Below are 19,367 nucleotides of genomic sequence, written 5' to 3'. Positions count from 1 at the left end.
CGGCCGGGCAGGCCGCCCGCGCGGAAGGGCGTTACAGCCGGTGATTGAGAGGGGGAATGTCTGTTGGATCCGGTAGTGTTAGTCTCAAGTGCGCATCCGAAGCCGCCATGGCTCGGTGCTCAGTGTCCCCATTCGGGACCACCTTTCTTCCGGGAGCCTCCCCGACTGCTTTGATCGTCACCAGCAGTTTCGAGCACGCTCCGGAATCGGCGTGACATTCCCACGCTTTCAGCTCGGGGGCTTCTCGCCGGAACCACCCACGCACGTTTCTCTCCGCCGTATCTCTACCGGCGGACCACCGCCCCGGCCGCGGTCCATGACCCCTCACGTCATGGTCTGTTGTCGGACAGCACAACCGGTCGCCGAGCCAGACAGGCCGACGTCCGCTCCAGGGAAGGACCCTTCGTGAGCGACACCACCGATCTGATGGGCGCTGCCGACACCAACGTCGACACCAGTGCCCCCGCCGCGGGCGCCGCGCCCAAGCGCCGCCGCTCCGGCACCGGCCTCGACGGCATGGTCCTGGCCGAGCTTCAGCAGGTCGCGTCCGGCCTCGGTATCAGGGGCACCGCGCGCATGCGCAAGAGCCAGCTGATCGAGGTCATCAAGGAGGCGCAGGCGGGCGGCAGCGCCCCCAAGGCCGCCGCCGCGGACACCGCCGAGGCCAAGCCGAAGCGCCGCGCCACCAGCAAGGCCCGCACGGGCGACGTCGCCGCCGAGGCGCCCGTCGAGAAGGCCGCTCAGCAGGCCCAGATCGACATTCCGGGCCAGCCGGCCGGGGGCCCCTCCCGCGCGAGCGAAACCGAGCGCGGGGCAGAAGACGCCCCGGCCGGCGAGCGTCGCCGGCGTCGTGCCACCGCCCCCTCCGGAAGCCCGGAGTCCGCGGCGCCCGTCGCCGTGCAGGTCGAGCAGAAGACCGAGACCGCCCCCGCCGCGCAGACCGACGTCAAGGCCGAGGCCGCGACCGCCGTCTCCGGTGGACAGGGTCAGGCCCAGGAGGCCGGCGAGGGTCGCGGTCGCCGCGACCGTCGCGACCGCGGTGACCGTGCCGAGCGCGGCGACGGCCGGCGCGACCGCCGCGACCGCGGCGCCAAGGCCGACGACCAGGGCCAGGCCGGCCAGGGTCAGGGCGGCCAGACCCAGCCCCAGACGGGTCAGGGCCAGGCCGGTCAGGGCGCTCAGGGCGGAGGCCGGCAGGACCGCGGCGACCGCCCGGACCGCGGCGACCGTCAGCAGCAGGGCGGCCGCGGCCAGGGCCAGGGCCAGAACCAGGGCCAGCAGGGTCGTCAGGACCGTCAGGACAACGGCCCCCAGGACGACTTCGACGGTGAGGACGGCCGTCGCGGCCGTCGTGGCCGCTACCGCGACCGTCGCGGCCGTCGTGGCCGTGACGAGTTCGCGCCGAGCGAGCCGCAGGTCGCCGACGACGACGTCCTGATCCCCGTCGCGGGCATCCTCGACATCCTCGACAACTACGCGTTCATCCGGACCTCCGGCTACCTGCCCGGCCCGAACGACGTGTACGTCTCCCTCGCCCAGGTCCGCAAGGCCGGTCTGCGCAAGGGCGACCACACCACCGGTGCGGTCCGTCAGCCCAAGGACGGCGAGCGCCGCGAGAAGTTCAACGCCCTCGTGCGCCTGGACTCCGTCAACGGCATGGCGCCCGAATCCGGCCGCGGCCGGCCGGAGTTCCAGAAGCTGACGCCCCTGTACCCGCAGGACCGGCTCCGTCTGGAGACCGACCCGGGCGTGCTGACGACCCGCATCATCGACCTCGTCGCACCGATCGGCAAGGGCCAGCGCGGTCTGATCGTGGCCCCGCCGAAGACCGGCAAGACCATGATCATGCAGGCCATCGCCAACGCGATCACGGTCAACAACCCCGAGTGCCACCTGATGGTCGTCCTGGTCGACGAGCGTCCGGAAGAGGTCACCGACATGCAGCGGTCGGTCAAGGGCGAGGTCATCTCCTCGACCTTCGACCGTCCGGCCGAGGACCACACCACCGTCGCCGAGCTGGCCATCGAGCGCGCCAAGCGTCTCGTCGAGCTGGGTCACGACGTGGTCGTCCTGCTGGACTCCATCACCCGTCTGGGCCGCGCGTACAACCTCGCGGCGCCCGCCTCCGGTCGCATCCTGTCCGGTGGTGTCGACTCGACCGCGCTGTACCCGCCGAAGCGCTTCTTCGGTGCCGCGCGCAACATCGAGGACGGCGGCTCGCTGACCATCCTGGCCACCGCGCTGGTCGACACCGGCTCGCGCATGGACGAGGTGATCTTCGAGGAGTTCAAGGGCACCGGCAACATGGAGCTCAAGCTCGACCGCAAGCTCGCCGACAAGCGCATCTTCCCGGCCGTCGACGTCGACCCGTCGGGCACCCGCAAGGAGGAGATCCTCCTCAACGCGGAGGAGCTCGCCATCGTCTGGAAGCTGCGTCGGGTGCTGCACGCCCTCGACTCGCAGCAGGCGATCGAGCTGCTGCTCGACAAGATGAAGCAGACGAAGTCGAACGCCGAGTTCCTGATGCAGATCGCCAAGACGACGCCCGCGGGCAAGAACGACGACTGACCGTCGCCGTAACCGCACGTCCGACCGAGACCGCCCCCGCCGCATCCGCGACGGGGGCGGTCTCGTCGTGTACGGGCACCGCGGGCGTACGCCGGTTCGTACACGCGGCGTACATGCTGTCGGCACTCGGTGCGACGTTCGACACACTCCCGCCCCTACGGCACCCCCGTGCGCGCCGCCCCCTCCCGTCGGGAAACCCCAGGCGAGCGCCCCGGCGAACGGTGCCGTTCCCCGTACCTGCGGCCCGGGAGGGGACCGGATCAGGGCTGCGGGCATGGAACCCTGAGGGACGTTGGTCCGTCTGTGTGAGGGGGCAGCAGGGGGAGATCGGCCGACCGGGCCGGGCGCCGTACGCAGGACTGAGGAGACCATGAGCGAGGACAGCACGGGCCGCCGCGCCACCGGCGGAGGGCGCCGACGCAAGCCGCCGCCGCGGCGCCGCAAGGCCCTCACCGTCGCCGCGTGGACGGCCGCCGGCGTGGTCGTGCTGGGCGGCGGGGGACTCGGCTACTTCTACTTCAAGTTCAACGGGAACCTGAAGAGCGTCGACATCGACCAGGCCCTCGGCAGCGACCGCCCGCAGAACGTCGACAACGGCTCGATGGACATCCTCGTCCTCGGCTCGGACTCGCGCGGCGGGGCCAACGGCGAGTACGGCCGCGACGACGGCGGCTCCGCCCGCTCCGACACCGCGATGATCATCCACCTGTACGAGGGCCACAAGAAGGCGAGCGTGGTGTCGATACCGCGCGACACCATCGTGAAGCGACCCTCCTGCGAGACCTCGGACGGAAAGACGGACCAGGGCGGCAACCGCTCGCAGTTCAACGAGGCCTTCACGGTCGGCGGGGCCGTCTGCGCGGTCAAGACCGTCGAGAAGATCTCGGGGATCCGCATGGACCACTACATCGAGGTCGACTTCACGGGCTTCAAGAAGATCATCGACAACCTCGGCGGCGTCGAGGTCACCACCAACAAGCCGATCAAGGACGGCGCCAGCCACCTCGACCTCCCGGCCGGCGCCAACAAGCTCAACGGTGAACAGGCCCTCGGCCTCGTCCGGACCCGCAAGAGCGTCGGCGACGGCAGCGACCTGGGACGAATACAACTCCAGCAGGCCTTCATCAAGGCGCTGATCAAGCAGGTCAAGAGCGTCGGCGTCTTCGACAACCCCAAGCGGCTGCTCGACCTCGCGGACTCAGCCACCAAGGCGATCACCACCGACCGGGCGCTCGGCGACGTGAAGTCCCTGATGGGCTTCGCGCAGGGCCTCCAGGGCATCGACGGCGCGGACATGCAGATGATCACCCTCCCGGTGGCCGGCGACCCCGTCGACCCCAACCGGGTCGTCCCGCTCACCAAGGAGTCCAAGATGGTCTGGGACTCCCTGCTCGCCGACCAGCCGATTCCGGCCGAGGCCACGGCGAACTCGGCCGGGGACAAGGGCGCGGCCGGGTCGATCGTGCAGAGCCCCTGACGCGAGTCACCGCAGGTCAGGGCGGTTCCTCCGGGGGCCGGAATAGATGCCCGCCGCTCCCTGTTGACGAGGGCGTCCTCAGAATTTTGACAGGCGGCCCGGTCCTGGCAGACTGGTCTGTCGGCCCCGGTTCACGCAGTGCGCAATTCGGCTCCTGCGACCCGGCGCCCTCCCGAATCTAGGAGACACCTTGAAGCGCGATGTTCACCCCCAGTACGTCGAGACCCAGGTCAGCTGCACCTGTGGCGCGTCGTTCACGACCCACAGCACCCTGACCGAGGGCACCATCCGTGCCGAGGTCTGCTCCGAGTGCCACCCGTTCTACACGGGCAAGCAGAAGATCCTCGACACCGGTGGCCGTGTGGCCCGCTTCGAGGCCCGCTTCGGCAAGGCTGCCGGCTCGAAGTAGCGAGCCTCCGGCGCCGGATCCCGGCTGCGCACCGTTTCACACGGGGGCAGCCGGGCCGGCGCCTTTCTCGTCCCGCAGCCCTTTCTCACTTATCTCCAGGAGCCCCCGATGTTCGAGGCGGTCGAGGAACTGATCGGCGAGCACGCCGATCTGGAAAAGAAGCTCGCCGACCCTTCGGTCCACTCCGATCAGGCCAACGCCCGCAAGCTGAACAAGCGCTACGCGGAGCTCACGCCGATCATCGCCACCTTCCGCGCGTGGAAGCAGGCGGCCGAGGACATCGAGACGGCCAAGGAGTTCGCGGCGACCGACCCCGACTTCGCCGCCGAGGCCAAGGAACTGACCGCACAGCGCGAAGAGCTCACCGAGAAGCTCCGCCTGCTGCTCGTTCCGCGCGACCCCAGCGACGACAAGGACGTGCTCCTCGAGGTCAAGGCCGGCGCGGGCGGCGACGAGTCCGCCCTCTTCGCGGGCGACCTGCTGCGCATGTACCTGCGCTACGCCGAGCGCGTGGGCTGGAAGACCGAGATCATCGACGCCACCGAGTCCGAGCTCGGCGGCTACAAGGACGTACAGGTCTCCGTCCGCACCAAGGGCGGCAACGGCGCGACCGAGCCCGGCCAGGGCGTCTGGGCCCGGCTGAAGTACGAGGGCGGCGTGCACCGCGTCCAGCGCGTGCCGGCCACCGAGTCCCAGGGCCGCATCCACACCTCCGCCGCCGGCGTGCTCGTCACCCCGGAAGCCGAGGAGGTCGAGGTCGAGGTCAACATGAACGACCTCCGCATCGACGTGTACCGCTCCTCGGGCCCCGGCGGCCAGTCCGTCAACACCACCGACTCGGCCGTGCGCATCACGCACATCCCGACCGGTGTCGTCGCGTCCTGCCAGAACGAGAAGAGCCAGCTCCAGAACAAGGAGCAGGCCATGCGCATCCTGCGCTCGCGGCTGCTCGCCGCGGCCCAGGAAGCGGCCGAGCAGGAGGCCTCCGACGTGCGCCGCAGCCAGGTGCGCAGCGTGGACCGGTCCGAGAAGATCCGCACGTACAACTACCCGGAAAACCGGATCTCGGACCACCGGACCGGCTTCAAGGCGTACAACTTGGACCAGGTGCTCGACGGCGACCTCGACCCGGTCATCCAGGCCTGCGTCGACACCGACTCCGCGGCCAAGCTCGCGGCCGCCCACTGATCCAGACCCGCACCACCCCCCCGTACGACAGCAGCCCGGAGGACCAGCGTGAACTTGCTGCTTGCCGAGGTGGCCCAGGCCACCCAGCGGCTGGCCGCCGCCGGCGTGCCCTCACCGCGCTTCGACGCCGAGGAACTCGCGGCCTTCGTGCACGGCGTCAAACGGGGGGAACTGCACCACGTCAAGGACACCGACTTCGACGCCCGGTACTGGGAGACCATCGCCCGGCGCGAGGCCCGCGAGCCGCTCCAGCACATCACCGGCCGTGCCTTCTTCCGGTACCTGGAGCTCCAGGTCGGCCCCGGGGTCTTCGTGCCCCGGCCCGAGACCGAGTCGGTCGTCGACTGGGCCATACAGGCCGTCCGGGCGATGGACGTCGTCGAACCGCTGATCGTCGACCTGTGCGCCGGATCCGGGGCCATCGCCCTGGCCATGGCCCAGGAGGTGCCGCGCTCGCGCGTGCACGCGGTCGAGCTGTCCGAGGACGCCCTCCAGTGGACCCGCAAGAACGCCGAGGGCTCCCGGGTCACCGTCCACCAGGGCGACGCGCTGAGCGCGCTGCCCGAGCTGGACGGCCAGGTGGACCTGGTGATCTCGAACCCGCCGTACATCCCGCTCACCGAGTGGGAGTACGTCGCCCCCGAGGCCCGCGACCACGACCCCGAGATGGCGCTGTTCTCCGGCGAGGACGGCCTCGACACCATCCGCGGCATCGAGCGCACCGCCCACCGGCTGTTGCGACCCGGCGGGATCGTCGTCATCGAGCACGCCGACACCCAGGGCGGCCAGGTCCCGTGGATCTTCGCCGAGGAGCGGGGCTGGGCCGACGCGGCCGACCACCCCGACCTCAACAACCGCCCGCGCTTCGCCACCGCCCGCAAGGCCCTGCCGTGAGCGCGCCCCTTCCCGTCACCACCCCGCTGCTTGAGGAGGCCCGCTGATGGCCCGGCGATACGACTGCAACGACGCGACGGACCGCAAGACGGGCCTGCGCGAAGCCGCATCCGCCGTGCGCCGCGGCGAGCTCGTCGTGCTGCCCACCGACACCCTGTACGGGATCGGTGCGGACGCCTTCAGCGCCGAGGCCGTCGGCGACCTGCTCGCCGCCAAGGGGCGCGGCCGCAACATGCCCACCCCGGTCCTCATCGGCTCGCCGAACACCCTGCACGGCCTGGTCACGGACTTCTCCGAGCAGGCCTGGGAACTCGTCGACGCCTTCTGGCCGGGCGCGCTGACGCTGGTCGCCAAGCACCAGCCGTCGCTGGCCTGGGACCTGGGGGAGACCGGCGGCACCGTCGCCGTGCGGATGCCCCTGCACCCCGTCGCGATCGAGCTGCTCACCGAGGTCGGCCCGATGGCCGTGTCCTCGGCGAACCTGACCGGGCACCCGGCCCCGGAGGACTGCGACGCGGCCCGCGAGATGCTGGGCGACTCCGTGTCCGTGTACCTGGACGGCGGGCCGACGCCCGGCATCCAGCCGTCGTCGATCGTCGATGTCACCGGGAAGGTCCCGGTCCTGCTGCGCGAGGGCGCGCTGACCGCGGACCAGCTGCGGGAGGTCGTACCCGACCTCGAGGTGGCCCCGTGAGCCCTGAGGGGCGTGGCATAGCAGGACACCTCCCGGCCGTGGCCGGGGGCGGATCCTTCCGCATACTCCACGTCAGCACCGGCAACGTGTGCCGCTCGCCGATCACCGAGCGGCTGACGCGGCACGCCCTGTCGCACCGCCTCGGCGGCCCCGTGACCGGGGACCTCATCGTGGAGAGCGCCGGCACCTGGGGCCACGAGGGGGCGCCCATGGAGGCCAACGCCGCCGCCGTCCTCGCCGACTTCGGGGCCGACGCGACCGGGTTCACCGGACGCGAGCTGCTGGACGAGCACGTCATACGCGCCGACCTGGTGCTCACCGCGACCCGGGACCACCGGGCGCAGGTCATCTCCATGGGCCACTCGGCGGGACTGCGGACCTTCACGCTGAAGGAGTTCACCCGGCTCGTGCGGGCGATAGATCCGGCCACCCTGCCGCCGCTGGACGACGGCATGGCGGAGCGCGCCCGCGCCCTGGTACGGGCCGCCGCCGCGCTGCGCGGCTGGCTGCTGGCCCCCTCGCCGGACGCCGACGAGGTGTACGACCCGTACGGCGCCCCCATCACCTTCTTCCGCTCCATCGGCGACGAGATCAACCAGGCCCTGGACCCCGTGGTCACGGCCCTGACGGGCGTCACCGCCGGGCGCTGAGGCCTCACCCCCGCGCGTGCGCCGCAAGGCGCGACGGGCACCGCGGACCTACAGTGGGCGGTATCCGGTACACGCCTCTGGAGTCGCGCCATGAGCGTCATCACCCAGCCCACGGACCTGCTGCGGCAGCAGGACCCGCAGATGGCCGACGTGCTCGTCGGAGAGGCGCGACGGCAGGCCGGCACCCTCCAGCTGATCGCCGCCGAGAACTTCACCTCGCCCGCCGTGCTCACGGCCCTCGGATCGGCGCTCGCCAACAAGTACGCCGAGGGTTACCCGGGCGCCCGCCACCACGGCGGCTGCGAGTACGCCGACCTGGCCGAGCGGATCGCCGTCGAGCGGGCCCGCGCCCTGTTCGGGGTGGATCACGCCAATGTGCAGCCGCACTCCGGTTCCTCCGCGGTCCTCGCCGCGTACGCCGCGCTGCTGCGCCCCGGCGACACGGTCCTGGCGATGGGACTCCCGTACGGCGGGCACCTCACACACGGCTCACCTGCGAACTTCTCCGGCCAGTGGTTCGAGTTCGTCGGCTACGGGGTGGACGCCGAGACGGGCCACATCGACTACGAACAGGTCCACGAACTCGCCCGCCGGCACCGCCCCAAGGCCATCGTCTGTGGCTCGATCTGCTACCCCCGCCACCCCGAGTACGCGGTCTTCCGCCAGATCGCCGACGAGGTCGGCGCCTTCCTGATCGCGGACGCCGCGCACCCGATCGGCCTGGTCGCCGGCGGGGCGGCCCCCAGCCCCGTCCCGTACGCGGACGTGATCTGCGCGACCACGCACAAGGTGCTGCGCGGACCCCGCGGCGGGATGATCCTGTGCGGCGCCGAGTTCGCGGAACGGGTCGACCGGGCGGTGTTCCCCTTCACCCAGGGCGGCGCCCAGATGCACACCATCGCCGCCAAGGCCGTGGCCTTCGGGGAGGCCGCCGGGCCCGCGTTCACCACGTACGCCCATCGGGTGGTCGCCAACGCCCGGGCCCTCGCCGAGGAGCTGGAGACCGGCGGCTTCCTCGTGACGACCGGCGGCACCGACACCCACCTGATCAGCGTCGATCCGGCCCCCCTCGGGCTGGACGGCCCGACCGCGCGCGGCCGGCTGGCCGCCGCCGGGATCGTGCTGGACACCTGCGCCCTCCCGTACGGGGACCAGCGCGGGCTCCGCCTCGGCACGGCGGCCGTGACCACGCAGGGCATGGGCGGGGCCGAGATGCGGCGGATCGGAGCGCTGTTTGCGAGCGCCCTCCACGGGGAAGCCGCGAAAACCCGTACGGAGGTCGAAGAACTGACGCGCGAATTTCCACCGTATGGGTACTGACAGGGACAAGCCGGGCGTACCGCAACCGCGGTAGCCTCCCCGCGCGTCCTCGGAGTGGGGTACATCGCAGCTAATGTGTGGGGCTGAGATGGCCGGCGATACATCTGGGGCAGCCCGTGCGTGAATATCTGCTGACGCTGTGCGTCACGGTCGCGGTGACCTACCTGCTGACCGGGCCCGTGCGGAAGTTCGCGATCGCGGCCGGGGCCATGCCGGAGGTGCGCGCGCGTGACGTGCACCGCGAACCGACGCCGAGGCTCGGCGGCATCGCGATGTTCGGCGGTCTGTGCGCCGGCCTCCTGGTCGCCGACCACCTGCAGAACCTGAACGCGGTGTTCACGGCCTCGAACGAACCGCGGGCACTGCTCTCCGGGGCGGCGCTGATCTGGCTGGTGGGCGTCCTCGACGACAAGTTCGAGATCGACGCCCTGATCAAGCTCGGCGCCCAGATGATCGCCGCGGGCGTGATGGTCATCCAGGGTCTGACGATCCTGTGGATCCCGGTCCCCTTCATCGGCACCGTCGCGCTCACCCAGTGGCAGGGCAACCTGCTGACCGTCGCCCTCGTCGTGCTCACCATCAACGCCGTGAACTTCGTCGACGGCCTCGACGGGCTCGCCGCCGGCATGGTCTGCATCACGACCGGCGCCTTCTTCCTCTACGCGTACCGGATCTGGTTCGGCTACGGCATCGAGGCGGCGGCCCCGGCCACCCTCTTCGCCGCGATCCTGATGGGCATGTGCCTCGGCTTCCTGCCGCACAACATGCACCCGGCCCGCATCTTCATGGGCGACTCCGGCTCGATGCTGATCGGCCTGGTGCTGGCCGCCTCGGCGATCTCGATCACCGGGCAGGTGGACCCCGACACCATGGCGCTGTTCGCGGGTGGTGAGCGCAACGCGACCCACGCGATGCTGCCCGTCTTCATCCCGCTGGTCCTGCCGCTGACGATCATCGCGATCCCGATGGCCGACCTGGTGCTGGCCGTCGTCAGGCGCACCTGGAAGGGCCAGTCGCCGTTCGCGGCCGACCGCGGCCACCTGCACCACCGGCTGCTGGAACTGGGGCACTCGCACAGCCGCGCGGTGCTCATCATGTACTTCTGGTCCGGCCTGATCGCCTTCGGGGCGGTGGCCTACTCCGTGCACTCCACCTCGATGTGGATCGTGCTGGCCATCGCGGCGCTGAGCGCCCTGGGCCTCGTCCTCCTGTTGCTGCCGCGGTTCACCCCGCGCGCGCCGAGGTGGGCCGAGGGTCTCGTGCCGCCGCGCTACCGGCACGCGGAGCGGGCGGCGGAGGCGGCGGCCGAGGCGGCCGCGCGGGACGCGACCGGCACGGAGCCCGAGCCGGCCCGCCCGATCGCGGCCGGGGTGTCCGGCGTCAACGGCGCGACTGCCATTGGCCCCCGTTCGCGCCTCCCCGACCGGCGTAAGGCCGGTTCCGCGCGCTGACGCCGGATGGGCATGTCCGACATGAACTCCCTTTACCAGACAAGTCACATGGCTGTCCTGCACACACGCGCAGGGTCACTCTCATGTGTGACAGTCAGCACACCCACCGGGTAAAGCTCTCATCAAATACTTTGTGATACCGTTCACTAAACCCGGCGACAGAGCCGAAGGACCGTAGTGCGACGGTCCATTGGCCCGAGGCTCTCACTCGGACCGGGCTTACGCTCGTCCCGTACGAGTCCCGTATACCCCCACCATCACGCGGAGCCATGCGCCATGCTGTCCGATGACGCCCGATCCCTTTTGCATACCGCGGTACCCACCGCTGTGGTCGGCCTTGTGGCCGCTGCCGTCAGCGGCGTCGTCGCCGGCGGGAAGGGGGCTCTCGGGGCCGTCATGGCCACGATCGTCGTGATCCTGTTCATGGGGATCGGTTTTGTCATCCTGCAGCGGACGGCACGATCGCTGCCGCATCTGTTCCAGATGATGGGTCTGGCGCTCTACACGACCCAGATCCTGCTGCTCTTCGTCTTCGTCGCCGTGTTCAAGAACACGACGCTGTTCAATCCCAGGGCATTCGCGATCACCATCGTCGCGGCGACCCTTGCTTGGATCGCCGCGCAGACGCGCGCGCACATGAAGGCCAAGATCCTTTACGTCGAGCCCGAGTCCGCCAAGCGTGACAAGGGTGAGAAGCCCGAAAACACGGGGTCCTCTTCGTGAACGGTAGGGGCGGAATAAGTGCGCGTTCGAGATGCTGCTATCGTCCGGTGCCAACTGCGGCATCGCGGGCGCAGGCATCTGAGCTGACGCCTGCTTCAACGCGAGGCTCACTGCCTGCAAGCCGCCCCCACATCCGTAAGACCAGTCCCGTGCCGAACCGCGGCTGTGCGCCGCGCCGACACAACGAGGTTGCCGTACCTATGCGCCACGCTGAAGGAGCCCGCGGTGAGTGCTGACCCGACGCAGGTGCTCGCCTTCGAGACCGATTGCCACATCTTCGACGGCTGTGGCTTCCCGGCTCCTGGCCTGCACTCGTTCCTGTTCGAGCCGATCTTCGGCGACATCGACGGCACCGTCTACTTCAACAAGACGATGCTGTTGGCCCTGCTCGGGTCGATCATCATCGTCGGATTCTTCTGGGCCGCCTTCCGCAAGCCGAAGCTGGTTCCCGGAAAGCTCCAGATGGTCGCCGAAGCCGGATACGACTTCGTGCGCCGCGGGATCGTCTACGAGACGCTCGGCAAGAAGGAAGGCGAGAAGTACGTCCCCTTCATGGTCGCGACGTTCTTCTTCGTCTGGATGCTGAACCTCTGGTCGATCATCCCGCTCGCGCAGTTCCCGGTGACCGCGGTCATCGCGTACCCGGCGGCTCTCGCCCTCGTCATCTACGTCATGTGGATGTCGGTCACCTTCAAGCGCCACGGCTTCGTCGGCGGTCTGAAGAACCTCACGGGCTACGACAAGTCGCTCGGCGGAATCCTGCCGCTGGTCATGCTGATCGAGTTCTTCTCGAACGTGATCGTCCGACCGTTCACGCATGCGGTCCGTCTCTTCGCGAACATGTTCGCCGGCCACACCCTGCTGCTGCTCTTCACGATCGCCAGCTGGTACCTGCTGAACGGAATCGGCATCGCCTACGCGGGTGTGTCGTTCGTGATGGTCATCGTGATGACTGCGTTCGAGCTCTTCATCCAGGCTGTCCAGGCCTACGTCTTCGTGCTGCTGGCCTGCAGCTTCATTCAGGGCGCCGTCGCCGAGCACCACTGACCGGCCGCCCCACCCCCAAACCAACAGTCGTCCGGTGGCCAACCCCCACCGGTCCATGAAAGAGAAGGAAGAACCGGCATGTCCGCTCTCCAGACCCTCGCTGCTGGCGTCGAAATCAAGGGCAACCTCGGCTCCATCGGTTACGGCCTCGCGGCCATCGGCCCCGGCGTCGGCGTCGGCATCATCTTCGGTAACGGCACCCAGGCGCTGGCCCGCCAGCCCGAGGCCGCCGGCCTGATCCGCGCCAACCAGATCCTCGGCTTCGCCTTCTGTGAGGCGCTCGCCCTCATCGGTCTGGTCATGCCGTTCGTCTACCCGACCTCCTGATCCCGGTAGCGAACAGACCCTTTAGACGGAAGGCACTGATGTGAACCCTCTGGTTCAGCTCGCGGCCGAAGAGGCGGAAAACCCCCTCATCCCGCCGATCCCCGAGCTTGTCATCGGCCTGATCGCCTTTGTCATCGTCTTCGGTTTCCTCGCGAAGAAGCTCCTCCCGAACATCAACAAGGTTCTGGAAGAGCGTCGCGAGGCCATCGAGGGTGGCATCGAGAAGGCCGAGGCAGCCCAGACCGAGGCCCAGAGCGTGCTCGAGCAGTACAAGGCTCAGCTCGCCGAGGCCCGGCACGAGGCCGCGCGCCTGCGCCAGGAAGCGCTGGAGCAGGGCACTGCGCTCAAGGAAGAACTGCGCGCAGAGGGCCAGCGGCAGCGTGAGGAGATCATCGCTGCCGGCCACGCCCAGATCGCGGCGGACCGCAAGGCCGCCTCGCAGGCACTGCGTCAGGACGTGGGCAAGCTCGCCACCGACCTGGCCGGAAAGCTCGTCGGCGAGTCCCTCGAGGACCACGCCCGACAGAGCCGCACGATCGACCGTTTCCTCGGCGAGCTCGAGGAGAAGGCCGAGGCCGCCCGATGAACGGAGCGAGCCGCGAGGCACTGGCCTCCGCGCGTGAGCGTCTCGACGCGCTGATGGACAACACGTCCGTCGACGCGACGAAGCTCGCCGGTGAGCTGGCTGCCGTCACCGCGCTGCTCGACCGTGAGGTCTCGCTGCGTCGGGTCATCACGGACCCGGCGCAGCCCGGCGAGGCCAAGGCCGAGCTGGTGGGTCGCCTGCTGGCGGACCAGGTGGGCGGGGAGACCCTCGACCTGGTGTCCGGCATGGCGCGCTCCCGCTGGTCGCAGTCCCGCGACCTGGTGGACTCGCTCGAGGCACTGGCGGCCACCGCCGACCTCACCGCGGCCCAGCAGGTGAACGGGCTCGACAACGTCGAGGACGAGCTGTTCCGGTTCGGCCGGATCGTCTCCTCGAACACCGGGCTGCGCTCCGCGCTGACCGATCGGGCGGCCACCGCCGCCGCCAAGAGCGAGCTGCTGCGCAGCCTGCTCGGCGGCAAGGCGAACGCGGTCACCGAGCGACTGGTGACCCGACTCGTCACGCACCCGCGTGGACGTAGCCTGGAAGCGGGACTGGAGTCCCTTTCCACGCTCGCCGCCGAGCGCCGCAACCGCATGGTCGCCATCGTGACCACCGCGGTTCCGCTCAGCGACGCGCAGAAGCAGCGTCTCGGCGCGGTGCTGGCCAAGCTGTACGGCCGCCAGATGCACCTCAACCTCGACGTGGACCCCACGGTCCTCGGCGGGATCGTGGTGCGGGTCGGCGACGAGGTCATCGACGGCACCATCGCGGACCGCCTCTCCGAGGCGACCCGCCGCATGGCCGGCTGACCAGCCACCAATAACAAAGCATTCCTAGCGGCCCGGTTGGGCCGTGCAGAACTTGCAGAAGATTCCTGGGGGTCGCCCCCAGACCCCTAAGAAGCTTCAGGCCCAACAAGGAGAGCAGGGAACCCAGATGGCGGAGCTCACGATCCGGCCGGAGGAGATCCGGGACGCACTGGAGAACTTTGTCCAGTCGTACCAGCCGGACGCGGCCTCGCGCGAGGAGGTCGGAACGGTCAGCGTTGCCGGCGACGGCATCGCGAAGGTGGAGGGCCTGCCCTCCGCCATGGCGAACGAACTGCTGAAGTTCGAGGACGGCACCCTCGGTCTCGCCCTCAACCTCGAGGAGCGCGAGATCGGTGCGGTCGTCCTCGGCGAGTTCAGCGGCATCGAGGAGGGCCAGCCGGTGCAGCGCACCGGTGAGGTTCTCTCCGTAGGTGTCGGCGAGGGTTACCTCGGCCGCGTTGTCGACCCGCTCGGCAACCCGATCGACGGTCTCGGCGAGATCGCGACCGAAGGCCGCCGCGCCCTCGAGCTGCAGGCCCCGGGCGTCATGGTCCGCAAGTCGGTCCACGAGCCCATGCAGACCGGCTACAAGGCCATCGACGCGATGGTGCCGATCGGCCGCGGCCAGCGTCAGCTGATCATCGGCGACCGTCAGACCGGCAAGACCGCTCTGGCCGTCGACACGATCATCAACCAGCGCGACAACTGGCGCTCCGGCGACGTGAACAAGCAGGTTCGCTGCATCTACGTCGCCATCGGCCAGAAGGGCTCGACCATCGCGTCCGTTCGCGGCGCCCTGGAAGACGCCGGCGCGCTGGAGTACACGACGATCGTCGCCGCCCCGGCGTCCGACCCGGCCGGCTTCAAGTACCTGGCGCCGTACACCGGTTCCGCCATCGGCCAGCACTGGATGTACGCCGGCAAGCACGTCCTGATCATCTTCGACGACCTGTCGAAGCAGGCCGACGCCTACCGCGCCGTGTCGCTGCTGCTGCGCCGCCCGCCGGGCCGCGAGGCCTACCCGGGTGACGTCTTCTACTTGCACTCCCGTCTGCTGGAGCGTTGCGCGAAGCTCTCCGACGACATGGGTGCCGGTTCGATGACCGGTCTGCCGATCGTCGAGACCAAGGCGAACGACGTGTCGGCGTTCATCCCGACCAACGTCATCTCCATCACCGACGGCCAGTGCTTCCTGGAGTCCGACCTGTTCAACGCGGGCCAGCGCCCGGCGCTGAACGTCGGTATCTCGGTCTCCCGCGTCGGTGGCTCCGCCCAGCACAAGGCGATGAAGCAGGTTTCCGGCCGTCTGCGCCTGGACCTCGCCCAGTACCGCGAGCTGGAGGCGTTCGCCGCCTTCGGTTCCGACCTGGACGCCGCTTCGAAGTCTTCGCTGGAGCGCGGCAAGCGTCTGGTCGAGCTGCTGAAGCAGGGCCAGTACCAGCCGATGCCCGTCGAGGAGCAGGTCGTCTCCGTCTGGGCCGGTACCACCGGCAAGATGGACGAGGTCCCGGTCAACGACATCCGTCGCTTCGAGTCGGAGCTGCTGGAGCACCTGCGCCGCGAGCGCAAGGACCTCCTCACCTCCATCGCCGAGGGCGGCAAGATGTCGGACGACACCCTGACGTCGATCGCCGACGCCATCGCCGCCTTCAAGCAGCAGTTCGAGACCTCGGACGGCAAGCTTCTGGGCGAGGACGCGCCGGCCGTCAACGTCTCCAAGTGACGACGGAAGGGACCTGACTCATGGGAGCGCAGCTCCGGGTCTACAAGCGTCGCATCCGTGCCGTCACGGCGACCAAGAAGATCACCAAGGCGATGGAGATGATCGCCGCCTCGCGCATCGTCAAGGCGCAGCGCAAGGTGGCGGCATCGATGCCGTACGCGACCGAGCTCACCCGTGCGGTGACCGCGGTGGCGACCGGCTCGAACACCAAGCACGCCCTGACCACCGAGGTCGAGGCGCCGGTACGCGCCGCGGTCCTGCTCATCACGAGCGACCGCGGTCTGGCCGGCGGCTACTCCTCGAATGCCATCAAGCAGGCGGAGCGGCTCAGCGAGCGGCTGCGCGGCGAGGGCAAGGAGGTCGACACGTTCATCGTCGGCCGTAAGGGTCTGGCCTACTTCGGCTTCCGCGAGCGCAAGGTCGCGGAGTCGTGGACCGGCTTCACCGACAGCCCGGCCTACGCCGACGCCAAGCGCGTCGCGGAGCCGCTGATCGAGGCCATCCAGAAGGAAACGGCCGAGGGCGGCGTCGACGAGCTGCACATCGTCTACACGGAATTCGTGTCGATGATGACGCAGAACGCGGTCGACGGCCGGATGCTGCCGCTCAGCCTCGACAAGGCCGAAGAAGAGTCCGGCGCGAAGGGCGAGATCCTTCCGCTGTTCGACTTCGAGCCGTCGGCGGAGGACGTCCTCGACGCCCTGCTGCCGCGCTACGTCGAGAGCCGCATCTACAACGCACTGCTGCAGTCGGCCGCTTCCGAGCACGCCGCCCGCCGCCGCGCGATGAAGTCGGCGACCGACAACGCCGGAGACCTCATCAAGAGCCTCTCCCGGCTTGCCAACGCGGCCCGCCAGGCCGAAATCACCCAGGAAATCAGCGAGATCGTCGGTGGCGCGAGCGCCATGGCTGACGCGACCGCGGGGAGTGACAAGTAATGACGACCACTGTTGAGACGGCCGCCGCCACGGGCCGCGTCGCCCGGGTCATCGGCCCGGTCGTCGACGTGGAGTTCCCCGTCGACGCCATGCCCGAGATCTACAACGCGCTGAAGGTCCAGGTCGCAGACCCGGCCGAGGACGGCGCGCTCAAGACGCTGACCCTGGAAGTCGCCCAGCACCTGGGTGACGGCCTGGTCCGCACCATCTCCATGCAGCCCACCGACGGTCTGGTCCGCCAGGCCCCGGTGACCGACACGGGCGAGGGCATCACCGTCCCCGTCGGTGACTTCACCAAGGGCAAGGTGTTCAACACCCTCGGTGAGGTGCTGAACTACCCGGAGGAGAACGCCAACGTCACCGAGCGTTGGCCCATCCACCGCAAGGCGCCCCGCTTCGACGAGCTCGAGTCGAAGACCGAGATGTTCGAGACCGGCGTCAAGGTCATCGACCTTCTCACCCCGTACGTCAAGGGTGGAAAGATCGGTCTGTTCGGTGGTGCCGGTGTCGGCAAGACCGTTCTGATCCAGGAAATGATCTACCGCGTCGCCAACAACCACGACGGTGTGTCGGTCTTCGCGGGCGTCGGTGAGCGTACCCGTGAGGGCAACGACCTCATCGAGGAAATGGCCGACTCGGGCGTCATCGACAAGACGGCGCTTGTCTTCGGTCAGATGGACGAGCCCCCGGGCACCCGTCTGCGCGTCGCCCTGGCCGGTCTGACCATGGCGGAGTACTTCCGCGATGTGCAGAAGCAGGACGTGCTGTTCTTCATCGACAACATCTTCCGGTACACCCAGGCGGGTTCCGAGGTGTCGACCCTGCTCGGCCGCATGCCCTCCGCGGTGGGTTACCAGCCGAACCTGGCCGACGAGATGGGTCTCCTCCAGGAGCGCATCACCTCGACCCGTGGTCACTCGATCACCTCGATGCAGGCGATCTACGTCCCCGCGGACGACCTGACCGACCCGGCGCCGGCGACCACCTTCGCCCACCTCGACGCGACGACGGTTCTCTCCCGTCCGATCTCCGAGAAGGGCATCTACCCGGCCGTGGACCCGCTGGACTCGACGTCCCGCATCCTCGACCCGCGGTACATCGCGGCGGACCACTACGCCACGGCGATGCGCGTCAAGGGGATCCTCCAGAAGTACAAGGACCTCCAGGACATCATCGCGATCCTCGGTATCGACGAGCTGGGCGAGGAGGACAAGCTCGTTGTCCACCGTGCCCGTCGCGTCGAGCGCTTCCTGTCGCAGAACACCCACGTGGCGAAGCAGTTCACCGGCGTGGACGGTTCGGACGTTCCGCTGGAGGAGTCGATCGTGGCGTTCAACGCGATCTGCGACGGCGACTACGACCACTTCCCCGAGCAGGCGTTCTTCCTGTGCGGTGGCATCGAGGACCTGAAGGCCAACGCCAAGGAGCTGGGCGTCTCCTGAAGCCCCGCTCCTCGTGAGCAGAGCTGATTGACGGAGAGGGGCGGGTGTGTCCCGTCCCTCTCCCCACGCCCATTAGAATTTGACCCAACACCCGGCCGACCCGCCGGGTGGTGACCCGAGGAGCCACCTTGGCTGCTGAGCTGCACGTCGAGCTGGTCGCGGCGGACCGCAATGTCTGGTCCGGCGAGGCCACCCTTGTTGTCGCCCGCACCACGTCCGGCGACATCGGCGTCATGCCCGGTCACCAGCCGCTTCTCGGTGTGCTGGAATCGGGCCCTGTGACCATCCGCACCAGCGAGGGCGGCACTGTCGTCGCCGCGGTGCACGGCGGATTCATCTCGTTCGCGGACAACAAGTTGTCGCTGCTGGCCGAGATCGCCGAGCTCGCGGACGAGATTGACGTCCAGCGGGCGGAGCGGGCACTGGATCGCGCGAAGTCGGAGGCCGACGCGGCCGCCGAGCGTCGCGCGGATGTCCGACTGCGCGCGGTAACGGGGCACTGAGCCCCGTACCGAATAATGTGCGACCTCAGCCGCGGTTCGTTCTGGAATTTTCCAGACCGGGTCGCGGCTGAGGCGATGTACGTCCGTTTTTCGCATGGCGGTATTCGATGAGCGAGGAGGTCGGTGAAGATGCTCCTCGCTCTGCTTGTGAGCGGCCTGATCGTGGTCTTGTTGGCGATCGGACTCTTTGTCTTCGGGCTGCGCCGGAGACTGATCCAGCGGTCCGGGGGGACCTTCGACTGCAGCCTGCGGTGGGGCGGCGTGGCCGAGGGGCCCGACGTCTCCGGCAAGGGATGGGTGTACGGGGTCGCCCGCTACAGCGGTGACCGGATCGAATGGTTCAGGGTCTTCAGCTACTCCCCGCGCCCGCGCCGGCTGCTGGAGCGTTCCTCCATCGAGGTGCTCGCCCGTCGCGCGCCCGAGGGCGAGGAGGAGCTGGCACTGCTGTCCGACGCCGTCGTGCTCGGCTGTTCCCACCGGGGGACGCGCCTTGAGCTGGCGATGAGCGACGACGCGCTGACCGGTTTCCTGGCCTGGCTGGAGGCGGCGCCGCCCGGCCAGCGGGTGAACGTGGCCTGAGCGGTACCGGCACGTGAAGAAGCCGGGGAGAAGGGG

Annotated in this window: 19 protein-coding genes; all 19 read left to right on the top strand. The window is 69.2% G+C overall.

Annotated elements, in window-relative coordinates; genetic code table 11:
* The first annotated feature begins 405 nt into the window (after window positions 1-405).
* The 19 genes from rho (at window position 406) to OG906_RS11960 (ending at window position 19,331) form a co-directional block, all read left to right on the top strand.
* Window positions 406-2,568, top strand: a complete 2,163-nt coding sequence (rho, locus tag OG906_RS12050) for a transcription termination factor Rho (protein ID WP_329442404.1) — start codon at window positions 406-408, stop codon at window positions 2,566-2,568.
* A 370-nt stretch (window positions 2,569-2,938) separates the two neighbouring features.
* A complete protein-coding gene (locus OG906_RS12045) occupies window positions 2,939-4,045 on the top strand; it encodes an LCP family protein (RefSeq protein ID WP_329442402.1) in 1,107 nt (368 codons plus the stop codon).
* Between the two features lie 190 nt (window positions 4,046-4,235).
* On the top strand, window positions 4,236-4,454 hold the full coding sequence (gene rpmE, locus OG906_RS12040; RefSeq protein ID WP_267798014.1) for a 50S ribosomal protein L31: 219 nt from the start codon (window positions 4,236-4,238) through the stop codon (window positions 4,452-4,454).
* A gap of 108 nt (window positions 4,455-4,562) precedes the next feature.
* Window positions 4,563-5,642 carry a peptide chain release factor 1 gene (prfA, locus tag OG906_RS12035; RefSeq protein ID WP_267798013.1) on the top strand — a complete coding sequence of 360 codons (1,080 nt, stop codon included), beginning with the start codon at window positions 4,563-4,565 and terminating at the stop codon, window positions 5,640-5,642.
* A gap of 48 nt (window positions 5,643-5,690) precedes the next feature.
* Window positions 5,691-6,536: a peptide chain release factor N(5)-glutamine methyltransferase gene (gene prmC / locus OG906_RS12030; RefSeq protein ID WP_053677424.1), complete on the top strand. Its 846-nt coding sequence runs from the start codon at window positions 5,691-5,693 to the stop codon at window positions 6,534-6,536.
* A 46-nt stretch (window positions 6,537-6,582) separates the two neighbouring features.
* Window positions 6,583-7,230: an L-threonylcarbamoyladenylate synthase gene (locus tag OG906_RS12025; protein WP_267798011.1), complete on the top strand. Its 648-nt coding sequence runs from the start codon at window positions 6,583-6,585 to the stop codon at window positions 7,228-7,230.
* Window positions 7,227-7,880 (top strand): arsenate reductase/protein-tyrosine-phosphatase family protein, encoded by a 654-nt coding sequence (locus OG906_RS12020; RefSeq protein WP_329442398.1) that lies wholly within the window; start codon window positions 7,227-7,229, stop codon window positions 7,878-7,880. The genes OG906_RS12025 and OG906_RS12020 overlap by 4 nt, the downstream gene beginning before the upstream one ends.
* Window positions 7,881-7,970: 90 nt before the next feature.
* Window positions 7,971-9,200, top strand: a complete 1,230-nt coding sequence (gene glyA, locus OG906_RS12015) for a serine hydroxymethyltransferase (protein ID WP_329442396.1) — start codon at window positions 7,971-7,973, stop codon at window positions 9,198-9,200.
* A 104-nt stretch (window positions 9,201-9,304) separates the two neighbouring features.
* Window positions 9,305-10,651, top strand: coding sequence for an MraY family glycosyltransferase (locus tag OG906_RS12010; RefSeq protein WP_267798033.1), 1,347 nt, complete (start codon window positions 9,305-9,307; stop codon window positions 10,649-10,651).
* Window positions 10,652-10,927: 276 nt separating this feature from the next.
* Window positions 10,928-11,374 carry a hypothetical protein gene (locus OG906_RS12005; protein WP_267798009.1) on the top strand — a complete coding sequence of 149 codons (447 nt, stop codon included), beginning with the start codon at window positions 10,928-10,930 and terminating at the stop codon, window positions 11,372-11,374.
* A gap of 210 nt (window positions 11,375-11,584) precedes the next feature.
* The gene (gene atpB / locus OG906_RS12000) at window positions 11,585-12,421 is read left to right on the top strand and encodes a F0F1 ATP synthase subunit A (protein WP_267798032.1); all 837 of its coding nucleotides are present in this window, start codon (window positions 11,585-11,587) and stop codon (window positions 12,419-12,421) included.
* Between the two features lie 78 nt (window positions 12,422-12,499).
* Window positions 12,500-12,748: an ATP synthase subunit C gene (locus OG906_RS11995; RefSeq protein ID WP_030008695.1), complete on the top strand. Its 249-nt coding sequence runs from the start codon at window positions 12,500-12,502 to the stop codon at window positions 12,746-12,748.
* A 40-nt stretch (window positions 12,749-12,788) separates the two neighbouring features.
* A complete protein-coding gene (locus OG906_RS11990; RefSeq protein WP_267798008.1) occupies window positions 12,789-13,334 on the top strand; it encodes a F0F1 ATP synthase subunit B in 546 nt (181 codons plus the stop codon).
* Window positions 13,331-14,146 (top strand): F0F1 ATP synthase subunit delta, encoded by an 816-nt coding sequence (locus OG906_RS11985; protein WP_329442393.1) that lies wholly within the window; start codon window positions 13,331-13,333, stop codon window positions 14,144-14,146. The genes OG906_RS11990 and OG906_RS11985 overlap by 4 nt, the downstream gene beginning before the upstream one ends.
* A gap of 127 nt (window positions 14,147-14,273) precedes the next feature.
* Window positions 14,274-15,869 carry a F0F1 ATP synthase subunit alpha gene (atpA, locus tag OG906_RS11980; protein WP_053677441.1) on the top strand — a complete coding sequence of 532 codons (1,596 nt, stop codon included), beginning with the start codon at window positions 14,274-14,276 and terminating at the stop codon, window positions 15,867-15,869.
* 20 nt (window positions 15,870-15,889) lie between these two features.
* The gene (locus OG906_RS11975; RefSeq protein WP_053677443.1) at window positions 15,890-16,807 is read left to right on the top strand and encodes a F0F1 ATP synthase subunit gamma; all 918 of its coding nucleotides are present in this window, start codon (window positions 15,890-15,892) and stop codon (window positions 16,805-16,807) included.
* Window positions 16,807-18,249, top strand: coding sequence for a F0F1 ATP synthase subunit beta (atpD, locus tag OG906_RS11970; RefSeq protein WP_053677446.1), 1,443 nt, complete (start codon window positions 16,807-16,809; stop codon window positions 18,247-18,249). The genes OG906_RS11975 and atpD overlap by 1 nt, the downstream gene beginning before the upstream one ends.
* A gap of 128 nt (window positions 18,250-18,377) precedes the next feature.
* Entirely contained in the window at window positions 18,378-18,752 is a 375-nt protein-coding gene (locus tag OG906_RS11965) for a F0F1 ATP synthase subunit epsilon (protein ID WP_053677447.1), read from the top strand.
* Window positions 18,753-18,881: 129 nt separating this feature from the next.
* Window positions 18,882-19,331: a DUF2550 domain-containing protein gene (locus OG906_RS11960; RefSeq protein WP_053677710.1), complete on the top strand. Its 450-nt coding sequence runs from the start codon at window positions 18,882-18,884 to the stop codon at window positions 19,329-19,331.
* The last annotated feature ends 36 nt before the right edge of the window (window positions 19,332-19,367 follow it).

Source organism: Streptomyces sp. NBC_01426 (genome assembly GCF_036231985.1).
Classification (GTDB): Bacteria; Actinomycetota; Actinomycetes; order Streptomycetales; family Streptomycetaceae; genus Streptomyces.
The sequence above is the reverse complement of the archived record's forward strand: the minus strand, read 5'-3'. Positions and strand labels throughout refer to the sequence as shown.